Genomic DNA, 22,056 nt, shown 5'->3' with positions numbered 1-22,056 from the left:
CAGCAATGCCGGGGGCCTTTTTGTGTTGGCATGGGCACAACCGGGGAGCCCGGGAGTCATCTGAAAGGAGATCCGCCCATGGGAGATAGAATGGATAAATATTTTTTACCCTACGGCCGCCAGAGCATTGACCCGTCCGACATCCGGGCCGTTGTCCGAACCCTGGAATCCCCTTTTCTGACAACAGGCCCCAAGGTTGAAGCCTTTGAGGCGGAGCTCTGCCGGCTCACCGGTGCGGCCCATGCCGTGGCCTGTGCCAACGGCACCGCCGCCCTTCATCTGGCCTGCATGGCCCTGGGGGTAGGGCCCGGCGATGTGGGGCTGACCTCTCCCAATTCTTTCCTGGCCTCTGCCAACTGCATTGAATACTGCGGGGGACGGGCTGATTTTATTGATATCGACCCGGCTTCCCTCTGCCTTTGCCCTGGGGCCCTGGCGGATTATTGCCGGGGGAATGGACCGCCAAAGGTGGTGATCCCCGTTGATTTCGCCGGGACGGCCGCGGATCTGTCCGCCATATACCGTCTGGCAGGGGAATACGGATTCCACGTGATTGAAGATGCGGCCCATGCCCTGGGCTCCCAATATGAATTTGGCGGAAAAACATACGCCTGCGGGTCCTGCGCCCATTCGGACCTGGCTGTCTTTTCTTTCCATCCGGTGAAAAATATCACCACCGGCGAAGGCGGGGCCGTTATGACCAATGACGCCGATCTGGCCCAACGGATGCGGTCCCTGAGGCACCACGGCATGGAAAGGCCGGAGGCGGCAAAAGACCAAGGTGAAGACTGGTACTATGAAATGTCCGATATGGGATTCAACTATCGGATCACCGATTTTCAATGCGCCCTGGGGCACTCACAGTTGGCCCGCCTTGACCGGTTCAAGGCCCGCCGCCGTGAAATCGTGGGATTATACAATCGGGCTTTCCGGGACCGCGCGGATTTGATATTGCCCGGGGGGGGAACCGTTGCCCACGCCTGTCCCCATCTTTATCCCCTCCAGTTCCCGGGCGGTCCTGAAGTGAGAAAAGCCGCCTATCATTTCCTGAAACAAGCCGGAATATTTACCCAGGTTCACTATATACCCATATATTTTCAGCCCTATTACGCTGGAAAATATCATTACCATAAGGGGAAATGCCCCAATGCCGAAGCCTATTACTCCCAATGCCTGAGTCTGCCGCTGTTTCCGGATATGGTCGATGACCAGGTGCAGGCCGTGGTGAATCGGGTGAAGGCATTTTTGGATGGCCTGGGAAGGGGAAGTGCTTGACAATATAGATAATTTGCTTCGACCCAGCATTAAAAAAAATTGACACGGGGTGGTTTTGGATATATGATTCAACTAGTGCTTTAGACAGGGGGACGAGCCAATGCTGACCAATATGTCAAATAACAGTATATCCCAAAGATATGCGGGTCATCAGATCTATCAAAGCCACACCACTGCCAGGGCCCTTGAATCAAATACCGATCAGACCGAAAACCGGCAGGACACGGTGACCCTTTCCACTGAAGCCTCATCCCTGAAGCAGACCTATGAGGAAAAAGAGCAGAGATTGGATCAGAGTTATTCCAACGATGCCAAGGCCCTAGAACGCGAATACCAGCAGGAGAAAAGCCGGCTCCAGCGTGAATATTCCCAGAAGAAAAAGAACCTGGGTGTCAGTATGTACGCCTGATACCGGGCAATTGAACAACACATCGGGCAGCCGCTTTCCGGAAAATGGAGTCGGTTGCCCGTTTTTATTTGTGTCTGGAAAAAGATATAGCCGTTGCCTGTGCCATTCTGGCCTCGCAATCGGTGATCAATGGGACAAAAATAGATGAATGACGCCCCGCCCCTTCCCCGGGTAATCTGCAGCCCCATACTCAGACACCTTACCCCTGAATGCATGGTGGCCTGGTGGGTGAGCCCCGGACCTTTTAACGGCCGGCTGGAAATCTTTCCCGGAAATTGAGACGTGCCCGGGGCGAATGGCCGGTGACCGCCAACACCGCTGAGACAATCAAAATCGTGGAAAAAGAATGGGTGCATCTCTTTCATGCCGTTTTCCCTTCGGCCCTGCCACTGGAAGAGAAGATCGGCTATACCCTGGATTTTGTTCCGGACACGGCCGGCCGAAAAGGTGTTTCTTAACCTTTTTTAACATTTTGGCGATTGACATCCCTGTTCCTTGCCAATATGTTTATGCGCAACTTCACTAATATTCTCAGACAAGGCAGGATGTACCATCGACCGAGATCAACGGAACATAACACGCAAGCTTGCCGCCATCGTTTCCATGGACGTTAAGGATTATTCCCGGCTGATGTCCGAGGATGACGTGGAAACCGTTAAGATGCTCAAAGCCTGCCGCAGTCTCATGTCTTCCCAGATTCAGGGCCACAAGGGCCGGGTGGTGGATTCCCCGGGAGACAATATTCTATCGGAATTCTCTTCTGTGGCCGATGCCGTGCAATGCGCCGTCAGGATTCAGGAGGCGTTGAAGGAGAGAAATAAAGAACTGCCCAGCAACCGGAAAATGGAGTTCAGGATCGGCATCAACCTGGGGGATGTAATTGAAGACGGGGCTCAGATTTACGGCGACGGCCTGAACATTGCGGCCCGGCTGGAAAGCATTGCCCCGGCCGGGGGAATCTGTATCTCCGGTTCTGCCTTTGATCAGGTGAAAAAGCTCCTCCCCGTGGGGTATGAATTCCTGGGTGAAAAATCTCTGAAGAATATTTCCGATAAGATCCGGGTCTACCGGGTGATGCCCGATCCAAAGAAGCCGGGACAACTGGTGTATGCCTGCCGCCATGACGACCCCAGAATCCGCCGGCGAAGGCGGCTTGGTTTTTTGCTGGTCTGTATCTGCCTTGCGGCAGGCCTGGCCTGGTTTCGCCATAAAAATGCCGTAACTCGGGTGGTCAACGGGCCGGGTATTTTAAAAGAAAAGCTCATGGCCCTGCACCTGCCCAAAAAACCGAGCCTGGCTGTCCTTCCCTTTGTGAACATGAGCCGTGACCCGGACCAGGAATATTTTTCCGACGGACTTACTGAAGACCTCATCACCGACCTTTCCCAGGTGTCCGGCCTCTTTGTCATTGCCCGGAATTCGGTGTTTGCCTACAAGGACAACCCCTTAACCATCAAGGAGATCGGCAGGGAACTGGGGGTGAAATATGTGCTGGAAGGCAGTGTCAGAAAACAGGGTGACCGGGTGAGGATAACGGCCCAGCTCATTGATGCCGACACTGAAGGCCATGTCTGGGCCCAGCGGTATGACCGGGGTATCCAGGATATATTTTCTGTCCAGGATGAGGTGCGCCAGAAGATTGTCACCGCCCTGGCGGTTGAGCTGACCTCCGGCGACCGGCAGCGGATATCAAAAAAATCAACGGTGGATCTCGGGGCCTATGACTATTATCTGAGGGGCATGGAGCTGATGTCCGGAAAGATGAAAAACGGCACCGCCCGGGCCCGGGAAATGTTCGAAAAGGCAGTGGCCCTTGACCCGGGGTATGCCCGGGCCCATGCCGCCCTGGGGCACACCATCCTGGTGGACTGGATTTTCGGGCTCAACCGGGATTACGTTTTCCTTGAACAAGCCAGGGCCCTGGCCGAAAAAGCCATTGCCCTGGATCCTGAGGACAGTGAAGGCTATGGCCTTCTGGGCCATTTCTATCTCTGGACCCACCATCATAAAAAAGGCATCGTCAAGATTGAGAAAGCCATTTCCCTGGAACCGGGGAATGCCAAGTGGCTGGCCGGCATGGGGGAGCAACTGGCCTGGGCCGGACGGCCCAAGGAAGCGGTGGCCTTTCTGGAGCAGGCCATGCGACTGGACCCCAAATACCCGGCCTGGGCCATGTGGAATCTGGGCCACGCCTATTTCCTCTCCGGCGCCTATGAAAAGGCCGAGGATATTTTTCTGCGTGCCTTGAACAAGGATCCCTATTTCTGGCCCTCCCACGCCTACCTGGCCCTGACCTACGATGCCCTGGGGAAATCCGGCAAAATCGAACAGCACATCAAGGCCGCGGCCGAGGCCATTCATGATACCTGCCCGGAAAACTGGGAGCAGCGCCTGCCCTACAAAGACAGGGAACTGACCGTCCGTATCCTGAACCGGCTGACGGAACTGGGGCTCCATTAATAATTCGAATTTCCAGGTGTTTATAAAATTTTGCGAATGGTGTATACTTATCTATTTGTTAAATGAAAATAGAGGTTAGACTATGAAACCGGTTGTGGCCCTGCTGGGCCGGCCCAATGTGGGAAAATCCACATTATTCAACAGAATTACAAAATCCCGCCAGGCCCTGGTGGATGATATGCCCGGGGTGACCCGGGACCGGCATTTTGCCGATGCCCGGTGGAATGACAAGGCCTTCACCCTTATCGACACCGGCGGGTACCTGAGTTCCGACGACGATTATTTCGCTTCCCAGATTAAGACGCAGGTACTCAAGGCCGTGGACCAGGCCGATTTCCTGGTCTTCATTCTGGACGGCCGGGAGGGGCTCTCCCCCTATGACCGGGACATGGCCGACTTGCTGCGGCGTACTGACAAACCCGTCTTTTACCTGATTAATAAGATTGAAAGCCTGCGCCAGGAAGATGAACTGGGAGAGTTTTATTCCCTTGGAGTGGACAATTTCTACCTGGTTTCCGGTGAGCATGGCCTTGGGCTTGGCGATTTTCTGGATGAACTTACCGAAGATATGCCGGAGAGCCTTGAAGAGGAAGGCGACGACGAAACCGGCCCCATCCGCATTGCCATCGTGGGCCGGCCCAATGTGGGCAAATCCTCGCTGGCCAACCGGCTTTTCGGTGAGCAGCGGGTCGTGGTCAACCATAAAGCCGGCACCACCCGGGATGCCATTGAACTCTCTGTCACCCACAAGGGCCGGGAATTCGTGCTCAAGGATACCGCCGGTATCCGGCGCAAGGGCAAGGTTACGGATAAGCTGGAAAAATTTTCCATCCTCAAGTCCCTGGACAGCATGGATGACTGCGATGTCGCCCTGATCCTCATCGACAGCGAAGAAGGGATCACCGACCAGGATATCACCATTGCCGGCTATGCGGAAAAGCGGGGCTGCGGTGCCATCTTCCTGCTCAATAAATGGGACCTCATCGACAAGTCGGAAAAGGGACAGCAGGCTTTTCTAAAGGAACTGCGCCAGATGGCCAAGTTCCTCTCCTATGCGCCGGCCATGACCATTTCCGCCAAAACCGGCCAGCGCTGCCACAAAATTTTCGACCAGGTCCTCAAGGTGCACAAGGAATACTGCACCCGGGTGAATACGGGCACGGTCAACCGGATCATTGAGGATGCGGTATACCGGGAGGAACCCTCCCTGCACAAGGGCCGGCGGATCAAGTTTTTCTATTCCACCCAGGTGGCGTCCAAGCCCCCCACCTTTGTCTGTTTTGTCAATTATCCCAAGGCGGTCCATTTTTCCTACCACCGTTACCTGATGAACCAGCTGCGCCAGATGATTCCTTTAAGCCTGACCCCCATCCGGCTCTATTTCAGGGAAAAAACCGGTAAAATAGAATTCTCTGGCAACACCCGGGAGTTCCAGCGGATCCAGAAGAAAAAGAAAAAAATTACCGTGAAGCGCCAGCAACAGCGTAAGGAGCAGAGCCGCAGGAAACGTGAACGGGATCAGAAGCACAGCTGATAATGGATTTATTTGATCGCCAGGCCATCGAAGAGATGTCCAAGGATGCCCCCCTTGCCGACCGTATGCGGCCCGCCGCCCTTAAGGATGTCATCGGCCAGGAGCAGGTTACCGGCCCCGGCACCCTGCTGGAAAAGGCCGTTTCCAAGGACCGTGTCTTTTCCATGATCCTCTGGGGGCCGCCGGGCTGCGGCAAGACCACTCTGGCCAATATCATTGCCAAAGAGACCCGGAGCGAATGTGTCAAGATTTCCGCCGTGCTCTCCGGGGTGAAGGAGGTGCGGCAGATCATTGAGCAGGCAAAGGAAAACCGGAAACTGTACAAACGGCGGACCCTGCTTTTTGTGGACGAAATCCACCGCTTCAACAAGGCCCAGCAGGATGCCTTTCTCTTCCATGTGGAAAACGGGCTCATCACCCTCATCGGCGCCACCACGGAGAACCCGTCATTTGAGGTGAATCCGGCCCTGGTTTCCCGGTGCCGGGTATTCACCCTGAACAGTCTGGGAAAACAGGATATCCTCAGAATTCTGGGGCGGGCCCTGACAGATAAAACCTGCGGCCTGGGACTGGCAGAGAATGCCTTTGCCTCCGAGGCCCTGGCCCACATTGCCGATGTATCCGACGGGGATGCCCGCATGGCCCTGACCAACCTGGAAACCGCAGCCCTGCACTGGGGCGGGGAAAAACCGGTCGAGGTGAAGGATATTGAAACGGCCATGGAGAAGAAAATCCTGCGCCATGATAAGGCCGGTGAGGAACATTACAACCTGATTTCCGCCTTTATCAAGAGCCTGAGAGGGTCGGACCCCGATGCCGCCATTTACTGGCTGGAGCGGATGCTGGCCGGGGGCGACGATCCCATTTACATGCTGCGCCGGATGATCCGGTTCGCCACCGAGGATATCGGCCTGGCCGATCCAGGGGCCCTGACCATGGCCATGAATGCGGACGCTTCCTTCCGCCGGCTGGGACGCCCTGAAGGAGACGGCTCCCTTTTCCAGGCAGCGGTGTATCTGGCCACAGCCCCCAAAAGCAATGCCGTGTACGCGGCCCATAAGGCGGTGCGGCAGGCGGTCCGGGAAAACGGATCCCAGCCCGTGCCCATGCATATCCGCAACGCCCCCACCGGTCTGATGAAGACAATGGGCTACGGCAAGGGGTATAAATACGCCCACGACCATAAGGACGGATACGTGCCCCAGTCCTACCTTCCCGATGCCATGGCGGGAGACCGCTTCTACTTCCCCACCCCCCGGGGATATGAAAAAACCGTAAAACAGCGGCTGGAAGCCTGGATTGCCCTCAAGGAAGAGGCCGGCCGCTCTGGAAAATAATCGGGGCGGTCGCGCTAAGGGGGCTAATTGGTCTGCTGCGATTTGAGCTCTGCCAGCCGGGCCCATGCCAGGTCATACTCGTTCCAGTCATCCAGATAGGTGCCCAGGGCTTCACGGTAATGGCGGGCGGCTTCCTCCCGGTCCCCGGCGGCTTCTGCATCCAGTCCCAGGGCGGTATGAAGGATGATCAATCTTGAAGGCCGGCCCGCAGCCAGTTTCATCAGCTTCGTTTCATCCGTTTTTTCCAGCAGCGCCCGGACCATGATCCGGTACCAGGGGTTTTGGATCTGGTCCCGCAGCTGATTCAGATATTTCCGGCATCCGTTGCCCTTGCCGGCCAGTTTTAAGAGCTGCCCTTTGAGCAGCCCCAGGCTCAGACCCATGGCGGTTTCCCTCATCCGTTCCTTAAAGTACCGGTCAATATAGGAGACAGACTGGTCCCATCTGCCCTCCCTGGCATGGAAAAAGGCGGCCCGCCCCATGATGGTCCGATTGTCCGGTGAAAGGGTAAGCAAGCTTTCAAAGGCCTGGGTTTTTTCCTTGGACGGCAGATCCTCTGTTTCCACTTTTTGAATCAGTTCGACGGCGGCGTCATAGTCTTTTTTTGCTTTTTCCCGTCTGCGGGCCGCTTCTTTCCAGAGCTCATCCTCTCCAGGGGGGGCGGTTTCCGGATTTTCCCCATAGGCTGCCCGGCCTGCCAGCAGGAGGGCCAGCCGGGAGGCGGCCATAAAGTAAAGGTGGTCGTTGGCGCCGGCGGTGAACACCACCTGCTTATAGAGGGCAATGGCCCGGCCCGGTCGGTTTTCTGTCTCCATGACTAGTCCAAGGATAAATGTCCGCCAGGCTTTTTCATACCGGTTTTCATATTCGATGTTTTCAGGATCCATGGGCCGGCCGGATTCCAGAACCCTTGCCAGAAATCCCTGGAATTCGTCGGGGTGGTCCCAGGAGAGGGAAAACAGGGGAGCGGTAAGATCCCGGCTTCTTTCCCGGTTCTCCAGCCGGTCGATAGTATAAAGCATGAGCCGGGAGGCCATATTTTCCCCCTCAATGGAGAGCAGCCGGGCAAAAAGGCTGCGGGAGGCATCAAGGTCGTTGGCGCAGAAGTCCATGAGCGCTGCGGTGAACAAAAGGGCAGGGTTCCGGCTTTCTGCCAGCAGGCTGCGGGCCGTATCGGCAGCCCCTTTGAAATTTCCGGCTTCCGCCAGCTCCACCACCCGGGCCAGTTTTTTTTCCAGGGCAAAATCAAGCATTCCATCCCATTTGGCCTGCCCCGCTTTAAGACTTTCCACGAAACCGGCCGGCCCTGCAATGGGAAGCACCAGGCCGAAATCCGACAGCGGGGTTTTCAGGGGAATATGCCCCATGGGCTGGTCAGTGATCACCCCGGATGCAATACCGATGACCCGGCCCTGTTCATTGATGGCGGGCCCCCCGCTGTTTCCCTTGTAGATGGATGAATCCACCTGGATCAGTTCCCGGGATGTCCGCCGGACATAACCCCGGGTCATGCTGGCATTGACATATTCGTCCTGGGTCTGGCTGCCCAGGGGAAATCCCATGATGATCACCGGGGAAAGGCGTTTAATATCTTCCGGGGCCGTGTCACTCGCCAGGGGAATGGGAAGGATACCCTCCGGCGGATCGTCTATTTTTAAAACGGCAAAGTCGTTTTTGAATGGGCGGTTGCGCCGTTCTCCCGGGCGGCGGGGTTCCCTGGGAACACCTGCCACCCTGAGATTCCCTTTTCCTCCGGTTTTAAAGGCACCTGCCAGGTAATAGGCATCGGCCGGGTCTGCGCTACGGTCAAATTCCTGGTACCGGTTAAATGCCTTTGCCCCCTCAAACCAGAGGTACATCCGGCGCCCGAACCGGATATCCTGTTCCCCGAACCGGTTCCGGATCTGGAGGAGAGTGGCGTCTTCCAGCCAGGGACAGGCCACATGGCGGTTGGTGAGGAGATATCCGTTTTTATCTACCAGAAATGCTGTACCCTCCACCTTGTTTTTATAAAAGATTTTTTCCTGATGGGCCAGCCAGTATTCCACCATTAAAAATCCTACGGACCGGGTGTGGGATTCAAGGGGAGGGGGTGTTGGGTGAGGCCTGTCTGACGGGGCGCGGATCATATAAAAGGCGGTGCCTGCCGCGGCAAGACAGGTGATTACCACAAGGATCAGGGCTGCCATCAGCTTGAACCGTGGATGGCCCAGCAGGCGGTGACCGTTTTTTTCCGGAATCTGGTATACCGGGCCGGGGGGGATGGTATCAAGGATACGTTCAAGGGTTTGGACCACCTTGGCCATGGACTGGGGCCGCAGGTCCGGGTCATCGGAAAGCATTACCTTTACCAATACCGCAAGCTTGGGATCCAGTCCTTCAATCCGGTCGATTCGGGATGAAAATTCTGTCAGATTGGGGTCTGCCGTGAGCAGTTCGGCAAACACTTTGCCCAAAGACCAGATTCCGGATCTGAAATCAATGGCCCTTTTATTGATGATGTCCGGATGGCATTGGAGCAGTTTCTGGAGCATGGGGCCGTGGTGAGTGGCCCGGGCGTTGAGAAATCGGGAGAGTTTGTAATTGATTTTAACCGAAAGGTGACGGGTCCGATCCCGGGGCAGGAGAATATCATCAAGGATGAGATAGGGCATAAAATGGTCGTGGGCATGGAGGCATTCCAGGGCCGTGGCAATATTATAGAAGAGGGTGGCCATCCGGCGCTGATCGTTCAGGATGCCCGATACAAAGATGGAGCCCCAGTTGTCGGCATCCACCCATTCGCTGATCCGGTACCAGAGTCCCTCCCGGCTTTGGCGGATGGCGTAGTGCTGGACAAAAAGATCCGGCGGCAGTCTGGACAGGGTATCCAGTTCTTTTTCAAGGCGGGCGGCAACAGCGGTATCCACCCCGGACTGGTCCGTAAACACCCGGATGGTGACCGGATGGTCATGCTTTTTTTTTACGGCCCTGCAGACCAGGGATGAGCGGCCTTCATGAATGACGGCGATGATCCGGTAATCGTCAACAGCGGTCATCCCGGCGGTCTGGCGTCCGCCGCAGGCCGGGCACCTTTTGATGCGCTGGGCCAGAATTTGTCCGCATGATGAACACCGTTTCATTTATCCCTCCTGTTTTCTGTCCGGGGGACCTGGGTATTACCTAACTATAAGATTACCACATGGGGGGAAAACTTCAAGCGCTCCGGCGGGCATTGAGGGCAACTGTTTGCCGCCGGGCGTTATGGAATGGCAAGGGTAAGACCCGATTCCGGCTCCGGTGCCAGGGATACGGTTTTTTCCACCATGTTTTCATGTGAGAGCCGGTGGTAAACCGCCGGGTCATCCGGGGCGCGGGCGATGAATCGGAGTCCTTTTTCGGTTCTGCCGTAAATGACGGCGTATTCCGGGATCTGGTCCCGGCGGTAGACGATGGTATAGGTCTCTATAATGCCCCTGCCGGTGGGGGCCGGATCCACCTCCATGGGACTGTCCCCTGCCAGGAAATCGTTTTCGTCTTCTCTGTCCATTTCCGCCAGGGAATTTTTCGTCGGGATTGCCGAATAGATGCCGGCGGCATGTTTCTGCATGAACCAGCCCAGGGCCGTGGCCATGCCGGTGGTGGCCTGGCCGTCGGCAATACGGCCGCAGAGGGTGGCCACGGCGTGGAGGTTGTAGTTGTTGCCCGGCCCCCCGAAAAACCCCAGGCCGCCGGTGAGGGTCATGGGGCGGGGATCCTCTGCTGTGATTCCCAGCATTTTCTTTGCAATGGAGACGGCACAGGGAAAACAGGAGTACAGGTCAAAGGCGTCCATATCCGAAATGGTGAGGCCCGAACGGTGCAGGGCTTTTCGGGCTGCCGCCGCCAGGGGCGGGCTTGAGGTGAAATCCGTTTTGTCTATCATATAGGGCTGGCGGTCTTTGGCGAATCCGCCCCCGCAAAAATAGACCCTCCTGCCCCGGGCCGCCCCGTGGGAGCGGGCATATTCCGCCGACATGAGGATGACGGCAGCGCCCATGTCCACGGTAACGAAGGAATTCATGTATTTGGTGTAAGGAAAGGCAATGGGCCGGTTTTGGGGGGTGGGTCTCAGGATTTCTTCAGGGGTTTTCGGGGTTTTTGTCCAGGAATAGGGATGGGCGGCGGCTGCCCGGCTGAATCCGGCCCAGAACCCTGCCACATCTTTCAGGTAGGGACCGATCTCCTTTCCCGATGCCGCCCACAGGGCTGTTTCAAAAAGGGGGAATCCGTGTATGGGATGCCGGATGCCGTACCGGGCTTCCAGCGGGGTGACCCCCTGGGCGTCCTCCCCTTTATAATCTTCTGGGATGCCTTTGAGCAGGGCATTGTCAGACCTGACCTCCCCCGGTGTTCTGGGGACATAGGCCTCGGCCCCGGCCACCAGTGCCATGTTCAGTTCATTTCTGGCGATCATGGCAGCGGCTTTGTTGACAAGGGTCTGGGGGGAATTGCCCCCGATTTCCGACTCAAAGAGAAATTTCGGGGCTGCCCCAATGCGCCCTGCCAATTCCCGGGCCGGATCTGGATAAAAAGCGCTCAAACTTTTGACGATGAAAATACCGTCCACCGCCGGCAGGCACTCCGGGTGTTTGAGTTTGCGGGCGGCGGACAGGGCGGCCTGGACCATCAGCCCCATGGGGCCCTGTGCTGCGGATTCCACGTTTTTGGGCTGGGTGGTCTGTCCCCATCCGACCACAACGACATCTGTTTTCATTGGTTGGCCTCGGGTGTTTTGTCTGCTGTGTATTCCAGGGCGAATGTCCGGTCCTGGTTGGAGCCGGCGTCAGCCCATGTCCTTTCGAGGATTTCAATTTTCCCCGCTGCTGCGATCCGCATCAGGGTGGAGCTTCTGGTGCCGTATGTGTCGCTTTCAATGAACAGGGGAGAGAGTATCCTTTCCCATTCAAGCCCGACCCCGGTATCCGGGAGGCGGTGATCCGGGGGACGGTTGGTGTCTGCCAGCAGCGAGAACAGCAATTCATTGTCACGGGGATCTTTTTTTATGGCGGATTCAAGGGCTGTCTTTCCCAAAGTGACCTTTGGCCAGGGGCTGTCCAGCAGGCTGTTGCTCAAGCCGTGAATACCCTGGGTCACCGTCACTGTTTTCCGGGTTATGTTGGAATACCAGTATACCTGCCTGCCTGCTTCTCCCGCAAGCAGGTTAAACCCGCTGTATGCCCCGGCTTTTTTGTCCAGGGCTGAGAGAAAATCAGTGACAGCGCCTTGAAATGCCAGGAATTCCGGAATCAGTCCGCCCCTGGAGGGGGCATTGGTTTTTATCCGGCCCAGGTCCCGGTAGTTGGTCAGGGCGGCGAACCGGCCGGAAGGCCCGGCACCGAACCAGGTACCCCCGGCTTCAAGATCTTTGCCAGCCAGGATACGGGGCGTTCCCGGCCAAAAGGACATGGGACGGGTGGGGCGGGCATAGAATTCATCCCGGTTTGCCGCCAGAATAAGCGAATAGTCGTCGGATGGGTCAATGGAGAACAGGATCAGGCACACCGCAGTTTCCCTTGTTTTTTATCTGTCTCTTTGCTATGGGACCTATTTGTAGAAGCATTGTATCGGTTGCTAAGAAAAAATCAATTATAAGTTGGAGGTGTACATGCAAAATGTGGTCATCGTCAGCGGAGTTCGGACTCCTGTAGGCTCTTTCGGCGGTTCATTAAAAGCAGTTCCTGTGGTTGATTTGGGCACCTGTGTAATGAAAGATGTCCTCAAACGGGTGGGGCTGAAACCGGCCCTGGATCCGGCCCAGGCACAATTTTCCCCCGACGCCCTCAAGGACCAGGGCATGATCGACCTGGAGAAAAAAGGATACGATTACGGGGACGATCTCAAAGAGATTTTTTTGGATGAAGTGATCATGGGCAACGTTCTCCAGGCCGGCCAGGGACAGAATACCACCCGCCAGGCCATGATCAAGGCGGGTATCTGCCGCCAGACCACGGCATTTACTGTCAATAAAATCTGCGGCTCCGGGCTCAAGGCCATCGCCCTGGGGGCCCAGGCCATCATGGCCGGCCAGGCCGATGTCATTCTTGCCGGCGGCCAGGAAAGCATGAGCAACGCACCCATGGCACTGCTCAAGGCCAGATGGGGACACCGCATGGAACTCACCGGCCAGGGACCGGTACACGATCTCATGGTTTACGACGGCCTCTATGAAATCTTCTATGGCTACCACATGGGGCAGACCGCTGAAAATATAGTTGAAAAATACGGGATTTCCAGGGAAGAACAGGACCAGCTGGCCCTGCTCAGCCATAACCGGGCTTTTGCTGCGGTCAACGACGGCACCTTTGCCCAGGAAATCGTTCCCGTCACCATTTCCTCCCGCAGGGGCGATACAGTGGTGGACAAGGATGAGCGGCCCATGGAAACCAGTATGGAAAAATTGGGAAAACTGAGGCCGGCATTCAGAAAAGACGGCAGCGTCACCGCGGGCAACGCCTCGGGGATCAACGACGGGGCCGCCGCCGTGCTCATGATGTCCGAAGAAAAGGCCAAGGAACTGGGGCTGGAGGTGATGGCCCGTGTGAAGGCCTTCTCCTCCGGCGGACTGGATCCCGCTTACATGGGTCTGGGACCTGTACCTGCCGTGAAAAAGGTCCTCAAGCAGACCGGCATGGCCCTGGCCGACATCGACATGATCGAACTCAACGAAGCCTTCGCCGCCCAGGCCATCGGCTGCATGCGTGAACTGGACATTGATGTGGAAACACCCAATGAACTGGGGTCCGGCATCTCACTGGGCCACCCCATCGGCTGTACCGGTGCCCGGCAGATGGTCACGGCCATCCACCAGATGCAGCGAAAAGGCTACGGCACGGGGCTGATTTCCATGTGCATCGGCGGCGGCATGGGCATGGCCATGATTATTGAGAGATAGCAGGATATCAGGGTAGTTTTGCCTTTACTTAAACAAACTAAAATGGTAAGACACCCTGAGATATTTTTATTGTGTAAATAATTGAATTTGAATTGAATAAAGAGGTGTAGCAATATGGATATTCCCCGCAAACTCGGTATATTGATTTACACGGCTGTTCCCGCCATCGTCGGGGGCGGCATTGTTTACCATTTCTTCGGAAGCTGGACACAGGTCATCATTTATGAAGTCCTGCTTGTGCTGGCTGCGCTGGGGATCATCAGCAGCTAACACCGGCATTATTATTTGTCCGCGTAAAGCCGCAGCCGTGCAAGTTTGCATGCTGCGGCTTTACCTGGTTTTTGCAGACGGGTTTTTTCTCGCGTATTCAAGCACGCGTTTCCACAGATTGTTCAGCAGAGGGTAACAGATTGGAGCAGAATATTTTTCAGCGGGCCGTGTTTTATTTCTTCCTGGCATTGTTCTGTATATCCATTTTTCTTGTGGGCAAACTCATTGCACCCTTTTTTGCCAGTATCCTGCTGGGAGTGGTGACCACCGGCATTTTTAAACCGGTGTACAAGGGGCTGTCCGCCCGGCTCTCCCCTAAGCTGGCATCGGTGGTGACCTGCACGGCCATCTTTTTTGTGGTCTTCATTCCTGTGGTCTTCTTTGTGGGAATTCTGTCCAAAGAGGCCCTGGGGCTGTACAATATGGCCAAGGATGCCGTGTTTTCCAACCACCTTATCAATCTGCTGGAGAATACCCAGGCCCTGGAGCGGCTCAACGAACTTTTGGCCCGGGCCGGGATCGACACCATCGGTTCCTGGCGGGAACTCATAGCGCCGGTGACGGAGCTTGGAAAAGTCGTCGGGTTCTCCCTGTTTGAGCAGGCCCGGTTCATCACCTCCAACCTGCTGAACCTGGTCTTTTATTTCTGCCTCATGCTCATTGTGGTCTTCTACATGTTCATGGACGGGGAACGGTTCATCCAATATTTATTTGACCTCTCCCCCCTCAAGGACGAGCATGACAGGGAGTTATTCGATAAGTTCAATGATATGGCCGGGGCCGTACTCATCGGCAACGGCCTGGGCGGTCTGATCCAGGGCTGCGCCGGCGGCCTGCTTTTTTGGTTCCTGGGATTGAATTCTCCCTTTTTGTGGGGGGTGATCATGGGGTTCCTGGCCTTTCTGCCCATTGTGGGCATCGGTGTGGTTCTGGTGCCCCTGGCCGGTTTTTTCCTGCTGAAAAAAAGCCTGGGCCTGGGCATTTTTATTTTGGTATTTTACGGGATGCTTTCCTGGGGCATTGAGTATATTTTCAAGCCCAAGGTGGTGGGGGACCGGGTGGCCATGCATCCCCTCATCGTCTTTTTTGCCATAATCGGCGGTTTAAAGGTCTACGGTATTCTAGGCATTATTTACGGACCCTTGATCGCCACCCTGTTTTTAACCCTTGCCGACATCTATTTTTCCACCTTCCAGTCCATGGTGGAGCCGGGCAAGGGCTGATTTTAACAGGCCAAGCAATTATTTAAATCTGGAGTAGTATTTTAGGATGATTCAAAACGAAAGCAATGTGACCAGTATCGAGAGGGAGATGAAACAATCCTATCTCGAGTATGCCATGAGTGTCATCATCGGCCGGGCCCTGCCCGATGTCCGGGACGGGCTGAAACCGGTTCACCGGCGCGTGCTCTACGCCATGCAGCAGCTGCGCAACGACTGGAACAAGCCCTATAAAAAATCCGCCCGTATCGTGGGTGACGTCATAGGTAAGTACCATCCCCACGGTGATTCGGCGGTGTACGACACCATCGTCCGTATGGCCCAGGATTTTTCCCTGCGCTATACCCTGGTGGACGGGCAGGGCAACTTCGGGTCCGTGGACGGTGATTCCCCGGCCGCCATGCGTTATACGGAAATCCGTATGCGCAAACTTTCCCACCAGATGCTGGCCGATCTTGAAAAGGAAACCGTTGATTTCATCCCCAACTACGATGAAACCCTGGATGAACCTGCGGTGCTGCCCACCAAGTTCCCCTCCCTGCTGGTTAACGGATCTGCCGGTATTGCCGTGGGCATGACCACCAATATCCCGCCCCACAACATCAGCGAAGTCATCGAAGGCCTCAAGGCACTTATTGATAACCCGGATATGGATACCCGGGCGCTGATGGAGTATATTCCGGGCCCTGATTTTCCCACCTACGGCCATATTTACGGTACCAAGGGCATTTTTGAAGCCTATGACACGGGCCGGGGCATTATTACCGTCCGGGCCAAGGTGGACGTAGAGGAGAATAAAAAGACCGGCAGGGAAACCATCGTGGTCACCGAACTGCCTTACCAGGTCAACAAGGCCAAGGTGGTGGAAAAGATTGCCGAACTGGTCCGGGACAAGGTCATTGCCGGCATCTCCTATGTGAGAGATGAATCCGACCGCCAGGGCATGCGAATCGCCATCGGCCTGAAGCGGGACCAGATGTCCGAGGTCATCATCAATCAGCTCTATAAGCATACCAATATGCAGACCAGCTTCGGCATCATTTTCCTGGCCGTGGTCAATAACCGGCCGGAGCTGCTCACCCTCAAGGAGATCCTTAACCACTTTATTGCCCACCGGATCAATGTGATCGTCCGCCGGACCCGGTATGACCTGAGAAAGGCCGAAGAGCGGGCCCATATTCTTGAAGGGTTGAAGATCGCCCTGGACAATCTGGATGAGGTCGTGGCCCTGATCCGGGCCTCCCGGTCTCCCGAAGAAGCCAAAAACGGCCTCATGGAAACCTTCGACCTGACCGCCATCCAGGCCCAGGCCATTCTGGACATGCGGCTTCAGCGCCTCACCGGTCTGGAACGGGAAAAGATTGAGAACGAATACCAGGCACTGCTCAAGGATATTGCCTGGTACAAGGAAATCCTGGGCTCCGAAACCGTGGTCCGGGGGTTGATAAAGGATGAACTTTCCGAGCTGAACGGGGATTTCGGAGATGAGCGCCGGACCCGCATTGTGGAAAGCACGGCGGAGATCTCCATCGAAGACCTCATAGCCGAAGAGGACATGGTGGTCACCGTGACCCGCTCCGGATACATCAAGCGGAACCCGGTAACCCTCTATGCCAGCCAGCACCGGGGCGGAAAGGGAAAGACCGCCATGGGCACCAAGGATGACGATTTTGTGGAACATCTCTTTGTGGCCTCCACCCATGCCACCTTCCTCTTTATTACCAATTACGGCAAGGTTTACCAGTCCAAGGTCTATGAGCTGCCCATGGCAGGCCGCTCCTCCCTGGGCAAGGCCATTGTCAATTTACTTGATTTTGACGAAGGGGAGAAGCTGGCCACCGTCCTCACCGTGGACGAGTTTGTGGAAGACCGGTACGTGGTCATGGCCACCAAGCTGGGCCGGGTGAAAAAGACCGATCTCATGGCCTATTCCCGCCGGAGAACAGGGGGCCTCATCGGTGTGAAATTGGCCGAGGGTGATGAGCTTATTGCCGCCCGGATCACCGACGGTAACTCCAATATTTTCATGGGTTCCGAAGGGGGCAAGGTCATCCGCTTCCATGAAAACGATGTCCGGGCCATGGCCAGGGGCGCCATGGGCGTCCGGGGCATGCGCATTGAAGAAGGTTCCCGGGTCGTGGGCATGGAGGTGCTTGGGGAAGAAGAAACCCTGCTCACCGTGACCGAAAACGGCTTTGGTAAACGGACCCGCATCGAGGAATACAAAACCCAGGGCCGCGGCGGCAAGGGGGTATTCTCCATTAAAACCTCCGCCCGGAACGGCAAGATGGTGGCCCTGGCCCTGGTGGGTGACAATGATGAACTCATGATGGTCACGGACAAGGGCAAGCTGATCCGTACGGCCATTGACGGCATCAGTGTGATTTCAAGGAATACCCAGGGCGTGAAGCTGATCAATCTGTCCAAGGGGGAAACCCTTATCGGCATTGCCCGCCTGCCCGAGGAAGAGGGCGGCGAGGACGGCGAAGAAATGCCCGAAAACGGTGATGAAGCAGATAACCTGACACCTCCGGAGCAGGAGAATGACGGAGAAGAAGGAGAGGAAACCCAGGCATAAGGGCGAAGGCCACCGGAAACGGCTGAGGGAACGCTTTCTTTCAGCCGGTCTTTCCGGGTTCCGGGACTACGAGGTCCTGGAACTTCTGCTGGCCCTGAATACCCCCAGGCGGGATACCAAGGATGCGGCTAAGGCGCTGATGAGGGCGTTCAAGACCCTGCCCAGGGTGCTGGAGGCCTCCACCCGGGACTTGTGTGAGGTCAAGGGGGTGGGGCCGGCCAACAGTTTCGGCATCCACCTCATCAAAGCCGTCGCCGACCGCTACCTTGAAACCCGCCTGGTACAGCGGGATGTGGTCAAGGATCCGGAGAGCCTGCTTACTTTTTTAAACCAGGCCTTCGGGTACAAGGATCGGGAGCATTTCCTGGGCATCTTCCTGGATGCCAAGAACCGGGTCACGGCCTCGGAAGTGCTGTTTACAGGCTCCCTTACCGCTTCGGCCGTCTATCCCAGGGAGGTCATTGCCCGGGCCCTGGCCCACCGGGCAGCTTCCTTGATTTTTGCCCACAATCACCCCTCCGGCGACATCCAGCCATCACCACAGGATATCCGTATTACCCGCACCCTGACCCTTGCCCTTAAATTTGCCGGAATAAATGTACACGACCATATCATCACCGGCAGCGACGGGTATTACAGCTTTGCGGCCAAGGGGCTGATAAACGGATTTAACAGGGAGTTTGAAGAATTAAATGAGCGAGACTGAAGAACAATTGCCCGACTGTTTCGGGAATCTGGAAAAGGTGTTTCCCATGGGGCCCAAAGGGCTGAGGGAAACCCCGGATGATTGCTTTTACCATTGCCCTGTCAAGACCAGGTGTCTGAAGCAGGCCATGGCCACAAAGGACGGGGTAAAGGTGGAAGAGGAAGTGATTGAGCGGTCGGAAAAGGCCGGTGCCCTGAATTTCTTTGAGCGGTGGTCCAGAAAAAAACAGGCCCACCGCCGGGGGCTTAAATTTAAGAAATAAGGTTTTGAAAAGCGGGATCCACCCCTTCCTTGTGGGCGAATCCCCTGAAACTGTATGCCTTGGTACGGCCCAGCCCGGGAATGTCCAGCTCCCTTGGGTCGCCGGCCACCCGGTCACTGACCAGTGTATGGGTGGTTTCATCCATGAGAAGGCCCTTTTGATCGGCCCTGGCTTCCAGCTTTGACGCCAGGTTTACGGCGTTGCCCAGGAAGGTGAATTCCCGTTTGATGAAATTGCCCAGAAAGAGGGCATATATTTCCCCGGTGCTGATGCCCATGCGGAAGATGATTTCCCGGTCCATGCCGTAGGCTTCCTTGAACCTCATGTTTTTGGTGTGGATGGCCCGGTTGATTTCAATACCAGCCCGTATGGCGTTGACGGCAATATCGGCCTCTGCCTGATCCCCGTGCTCGAATATGGCCATAAATCCGTCCCCGAGGAATTTGTCGATATATCCCCGGTTCCTGAAAATGATCACACAGATCCGGTCCATGAGTTCATCGATCATTTGGACGGTGGTGGTCTCGTCGGAGTCTTTCATGAGGGCGGAAAATCCCGCGATATCCACAAACAGGGTAGATGCGAACAGTTTGCGCTTCTGGTTGCCTGAATGGAAGGGGCTGGTCTGCCCGGCCATGCGGTTCCGGATAAAGGCGGCATCCTGATAGACCAGATCGGAACTGAGGATCACCTTGGCCTCTTTTTTATCCACGAGGCGTGCCGCGTCAAAGGCCCTGAAAATATACCGCTTTACCCCGGCCAGCATACCGATCTTTGCCGAGGATTTAAACAGCCCCATGGCCTTTTCCTCCCGGTCGGTTTCATAGCAGATCAGGCCCATTTCATAATAGACATCGGCCATGATCAATGCGTTGGACAGGTTCTGTTTCCGGGAGAGGTCCACCAGCTCACTCAGCTTGGATTCGGCCAGGCTGTAATCCAGCATTTTTTTATGGAATTTTGCGATGAGAAGGCCTGCGGTGATGCATTCCTTGTACATCTGCCGCTCCTGGAAGGTGGGCTCAATGCCCTGGATCATGAAGAGGGCGCGGTCAGTGAAGTTGAGTTCCAGCAGCAGTTGGGCCGATTCCAGCTTGGCCCTGAGGATGCCCTTGGTGAAATTCTGGGTGACGAAAATGGACAGGGCGTCTTCTATGGAGTCGCTGAGGGTATGGTCCACCAGGCCGATGATCCGCTTGATCCGGCAAAAATCTATTAGGGAATAGGCATAGCCCAGGGCCGCCCCTTTTTCTGCCGGGGATTTGGCCTTGTAGACGGCATAGGCCGCCTTTTTTTCACGGGTGACATATTTTTTGGCCTGAGCATACCGGTTCAGGTGGATGCTGACTTCGGCCAGACGGGCGTAAATTTCGCCTAGAAAATTCTTTAATCCGGTATGGGCGACGGCCAGATCCAGGGCTTTGGAAAAAAAGAATTCGGCATCAATGAAATTGTACTGCTCCAGGTGGATATACCCCAGGGAAAGGTAAATTTTCAGTTTCCATTTGGTCAGTTCCACGGCGGGCGATGCTTCGATTGCCTCCAACGCCTCTTCAAGAAGGGCTTCTGCTCCGGCAAAGTCCCCCATGTCCTGGAAGAAAATATTCTTCATCCAGAGAACGGCGACCTTGCAATCAGTCGCGTCGTTCAGCGTTGAAATGCCGGATTCGAACCGCTGCAGGCAGTCTTCGATTTTTTCTTTTTGTCCCTTGGGGTCAAAAGAGTTGAAAATGGCTTTGAGTTCACGTATTTTATCGGACATATAACCTTCATCTTGATGCTGTTCAACACCAAGTTAGGATGATTCAAAGGAATAGTCAACACTGAAAATATTGCCGGGCCGGTGCGTGTTCCTCAGGTTCATAACCGTCAGCACGGCCGTAGCCGCGGCAGGGAGGCAAGGCATGAGGTCGGTACGTGATATAGAGGTGGCAGGGAAAAAGGTATTCGTAAGGGTGGATTACAACCTCCCCATGGATGCCGATGGGAATATAACCGATGATAACCGGATCCGGGCGACGTTGGATCTGATCCAGTGGCTTCGTGAAAGGAAGGCAAAAATAATTTTGGCCTCCCACCTGGGTCGTCCCAACGGGGTGAGGGACGATAAGTTTTCTTTGCTGCCGGCGGCACTGCGCCTTTCCGAATTGCTGGAGACCGAGGTGCAGTTTGCCGGGGACTGCATCGGGGAAGAGGTGAAGCAGCGGGTGGCCGCCCTAGAGCCTGCAAACATCCTTATGCTGGAGAATTTAAGATTCCATAACGGGGAAAAGAAGAACGATCCTCAATTTGCCAAGGCCCTGGCCGAACTCTGCGAGGTTTATGTGAATAATGCCTTTGCCGTCTCCCACCGGGACCAGGCCTCGGTGACCGGTATGGTTAACTTCGTTAAAGTTTCGGGCGCCGGTTTTTTGCTTGAAAAAGAAATCCGGTCATATTACGATTCCGTGGAACACCCGAAAAAACCGCTTATTGCCGTCATCGGCGGCGCAAAAGTGTCCAGTAAACTGGCGGCTCTGGAAAATATGCTCAAATTTGTGGACAGCCTGATTATCGGCGGGGCCATGGCCAATACCTTTCTTAACGCCCGGGGCGTGGATACCAAGGGGTCCATGATTGAGGCAGATCTTCTGGATACGGCCAATACCATTGTTCAGAAAGCCGAAGAAAAAGGGGTGGAATTGCTGCTGCCCACGGACCTGGTGGCGGCTGACCGGTTTGACAAGGATGCAGAAACAAAGGCCGTGGGGCTTGACGGGATGCCCGATAATTGGATGGCCCTGGATATCGGACCGGAAACGGCCAAATCCTATGCGGCAGCCATTGAGGGGGCCGGCACCATCGTATGGAACGGTCCCATGGGGGTGTTTGAGATGGACCGGTTTGCCCAGGGTACCCAGGTGGTGGCAGACGCCATCGCCGGTTCAGATGCCTTCTCCATTGTCGGCGGGGGGGATACCGGCCTGGCTGCCAAAAAATGCGGCATCGCTGACAAGGTCAGCTATATTTCCACGGGCGGCGGGGCTTTCCTTCACATGATGGAAGGCAAAAAACTTCCAGGGGTGGCTGCGCTGGAGTAATTTTCATGATCT

The 22,056-nt window shown here is 55.7% G+C and carries 17 protein-coding genes; 13 read left to right on the top strand and 4 right to left on the bottom strand.

What is annotated here, in order from left to right:
• The first annotated feature begins 90 nt into the window (after positions 1-90).
• The 6 genes from pseC to HUN04_08265 all read left to right on the top strand — a co-directional run bounded on the left by pseC (position 91) and on the right by HUN04_08265 (position 7,015).
• Entirely contained in the window at positions 91-1,275 is a 1,185-nt protein-coding gene (gene pseC, locus HUN04_08290) for a UDP-4-amino-4,6-dideoxy-N-acetyl-beta-L-altrosamine transaminase (protein ID WDP93210.1), read from the top strand.
• A gap of 100 nt (positions 1,276-1,375) precedes the next feature.
• Complete coding sequence (locus HUN04_08285; protein WDP89713.1) at positions 1,376-1,684, top strand: hypothetical protein; 309 nt, start codon at positions 1,376-1,378, stop codon at positions 1,682-1,684.
• Between the two features lie 275 nt (positions 1,685-1,959).
• The gene (locus HUN04_08280) at positions 1,960-2,142 is read left to right on the top strand and encodes a hypothetical protein (protein WDP89712.1); all 183 of its coding nucleotides are present in this window, start codon (positions 1,960-1,962) and stop codon (positions 2,140-2,142) included.
• A 172-nt stretch (positions 2,143-2,314) separates the two neighbouring features.
• A complete protein-coding gene (locus HUN04_08275; protein ID WDP89711.1) occupies positions 2,315-4,144 on the top strand; it encodes a tetratricopeptide repeat protein in 1,830 nt (609 codons plus the stop codon).
• Positions 4,145-4,226: 82 nt separating this feature from the next.
• Positions 4,227-5,678, top strand: coding sequence for a ribosome biogenesis GTPase Der (gene der, locus HUN04_08270; GenBank protein WDP89710.1), 1,452 nt, complete (start codon positions 4,227-4,229; stop codon positions 5,676-5,678).
• Between the two features lie 2 nt (positions 5,679-5,680).
• Complete coding sequence (locus HUN04_08265) at positions 5,681-7,015, top strand: replication-associated recombination protein A (GenBank protein ID WDP89709.1); 1,335 nt, start codon at positions 5,681-5,683, stop codon at positions 7,013-7,015.
• Positions 7,016-7,038: 23 nt separating this feature from the next.
• On the opposite strand, the gene HUN04_08260 is transcribed toward HUN04_08265, so the two are convergent.
• From HUN04_08260 to HUN04_08250, 3 genes are all read right to left on the bottom strand, one after another.
• Positions 7,039-10,137, bottom strand: a complete 3,099-nt coding sequence (locus tag HUN04_08260) for a trypsin-like peptidase domain-containing protein (protein ID WDP89708.1) — start codon at positions 10,135-10,137, stop codon at positions 7,039-7,041.
• 119 nt (positions 10,138-10,256) lie between these two features.
• Complete coding sequence (locus HUN04_08255) at positions 10,257-11,750, bottom strand: hypothetical protein (protein ID WDP89707.1); 1,494 nt, start codon at positions 11,748-11,750, stop codon at positions 10,257-10,259.
• Positions 11,747-12,538, bottom strand: a complete 792-nt coding sequence (locus tag HUN04_08250; GenBank protein ID WDP89706.1) for an NRDE family protein — start codon at positions 12,536-12,538, stop codon at positions 11,747-11,749. Before HUN04_08250 ends, HUN04_08255 begins: the two co-directional genes overlap by 4 nt.
• A gap of 103 nt (positions 12,539-12,641) precedes the next feature.
• Between HUN04_08250 and HUN04_08245 the strand changes: the two genes are divergently transcribed.
• The 6 genes from HUN04_08245 (at position 12,642) to HUN04_08220 (ending at position 18,964) form a co-directional block, all read left to right on the top strand.
• Entirely contained in the window at positions 12,642-13,928 is a 1,287-nt protein-coding gene (locus tag HUN04_08245; protein WDP89705.1) for an acetyl-CoA C-acetyltransferase, read from the top strand.
• A 114-nt stretch (positions 13,929-14,042) separates the two neighbouring features.
• Positions 14,043-14,198, top strand: a complete 156-nt coding sequence (locus HUN04_08240) for a hypothetical protein (protein WDP89704.1) — start codon at positions 14,043-14,045, stop codon at positions 14,196-14,198.
• Between the two features lie 140 nt (positions 14,199-14,338).
• Complete coding sequence (locus HUN04_08235) at positions 14,339-15,421, top strand: AI-2E family transporter (protein ID WDP89703.1); 1,083 nt, start codon at positions 14,339-14,341, stop codon at positions 15,419-15,421.
• A gap of 46 nt (positions 15,422-15,467) precedes the next feature.
• On the top strand, positions 15,468-17,996 hold the full coding sequence (gyrA, locus tag HUN04_08230) for a DNA gyrase subunit A (GenBank protein ID WDP89702.1): 2,529 nt from the start codon (positions 15,468-15,470) through the stop codon (positions 17,994-17,996).
• Positions 17,962-18,702, top strand: a complete 741-nt coding sequence (gene radC / locus HUN04_08225; GenBank protein ID WDP89701.1) for a DNA repair protein RadC — start codon at positions 17,962-17,964, stop codon at positions 18,700-18,702. The genes gyrA and radC overlap by 35 nt, the downstream gene beginning before the upstream one ends.
• Complete coding sequence (locus tag HUN04_08220) at positions 18,689-18,964, top strand: hypothetical protein (protein ID WDP89700.1); 276 nt, start codon at positions 18,689-18,691, stop codon at positions 18,962-18,964. Before radC ends, HUN04_08220 begins: the two co-directional genes overlap by 14 nt.
• Here HUN04_08220 and HUN04_08215 read toward each other — a convergent pair.
• Positions 18,954-20,726, bottom strand: coding sequence for an adenylate/guanylate cyclase domain-containing protein (locus tag HUN04_08215; protein WDP89699.1), 1,773 nt, complete (start codon positions 20,724-20,726; stop codon positions 18,954-18,956). The genes HUN04_08220 and HUN04_08215 overlap by 11 nt on opposite strands.
• A 142-nt stretch (positions 20,727-20,868) precedes the next feature.
• Here HUN04_08215 and HUN04_08210 point away from each other — a divergent pair, with 142 nt between their 5' ends.
• Positions 20,869-22,044: a phosphoglycerate kinase gene (locus HUN04_08210; protein ID WDP89698.1), complete on the top strand. Its 1,176-nt coding sequence runs from the start codon at positions 20,869-20,871 to the stop codon at positions 22,042-22,044.
• Positions 22,045-22,056: the final 12 nt, after the last annotated feature.

Source organism: Desulfobacter sp., from assembly GCA_028768525.1.
GTDB lineage: Bacteria > Desulfobacterota > Desulfobacteria > Desulfobacterales > Desulfobacteraceae > Desulfobacter.
Note: the sequence above shows the minus strand (reverse complement) of the source record. Positions and strands in the feature narration are given on the sequence as shown.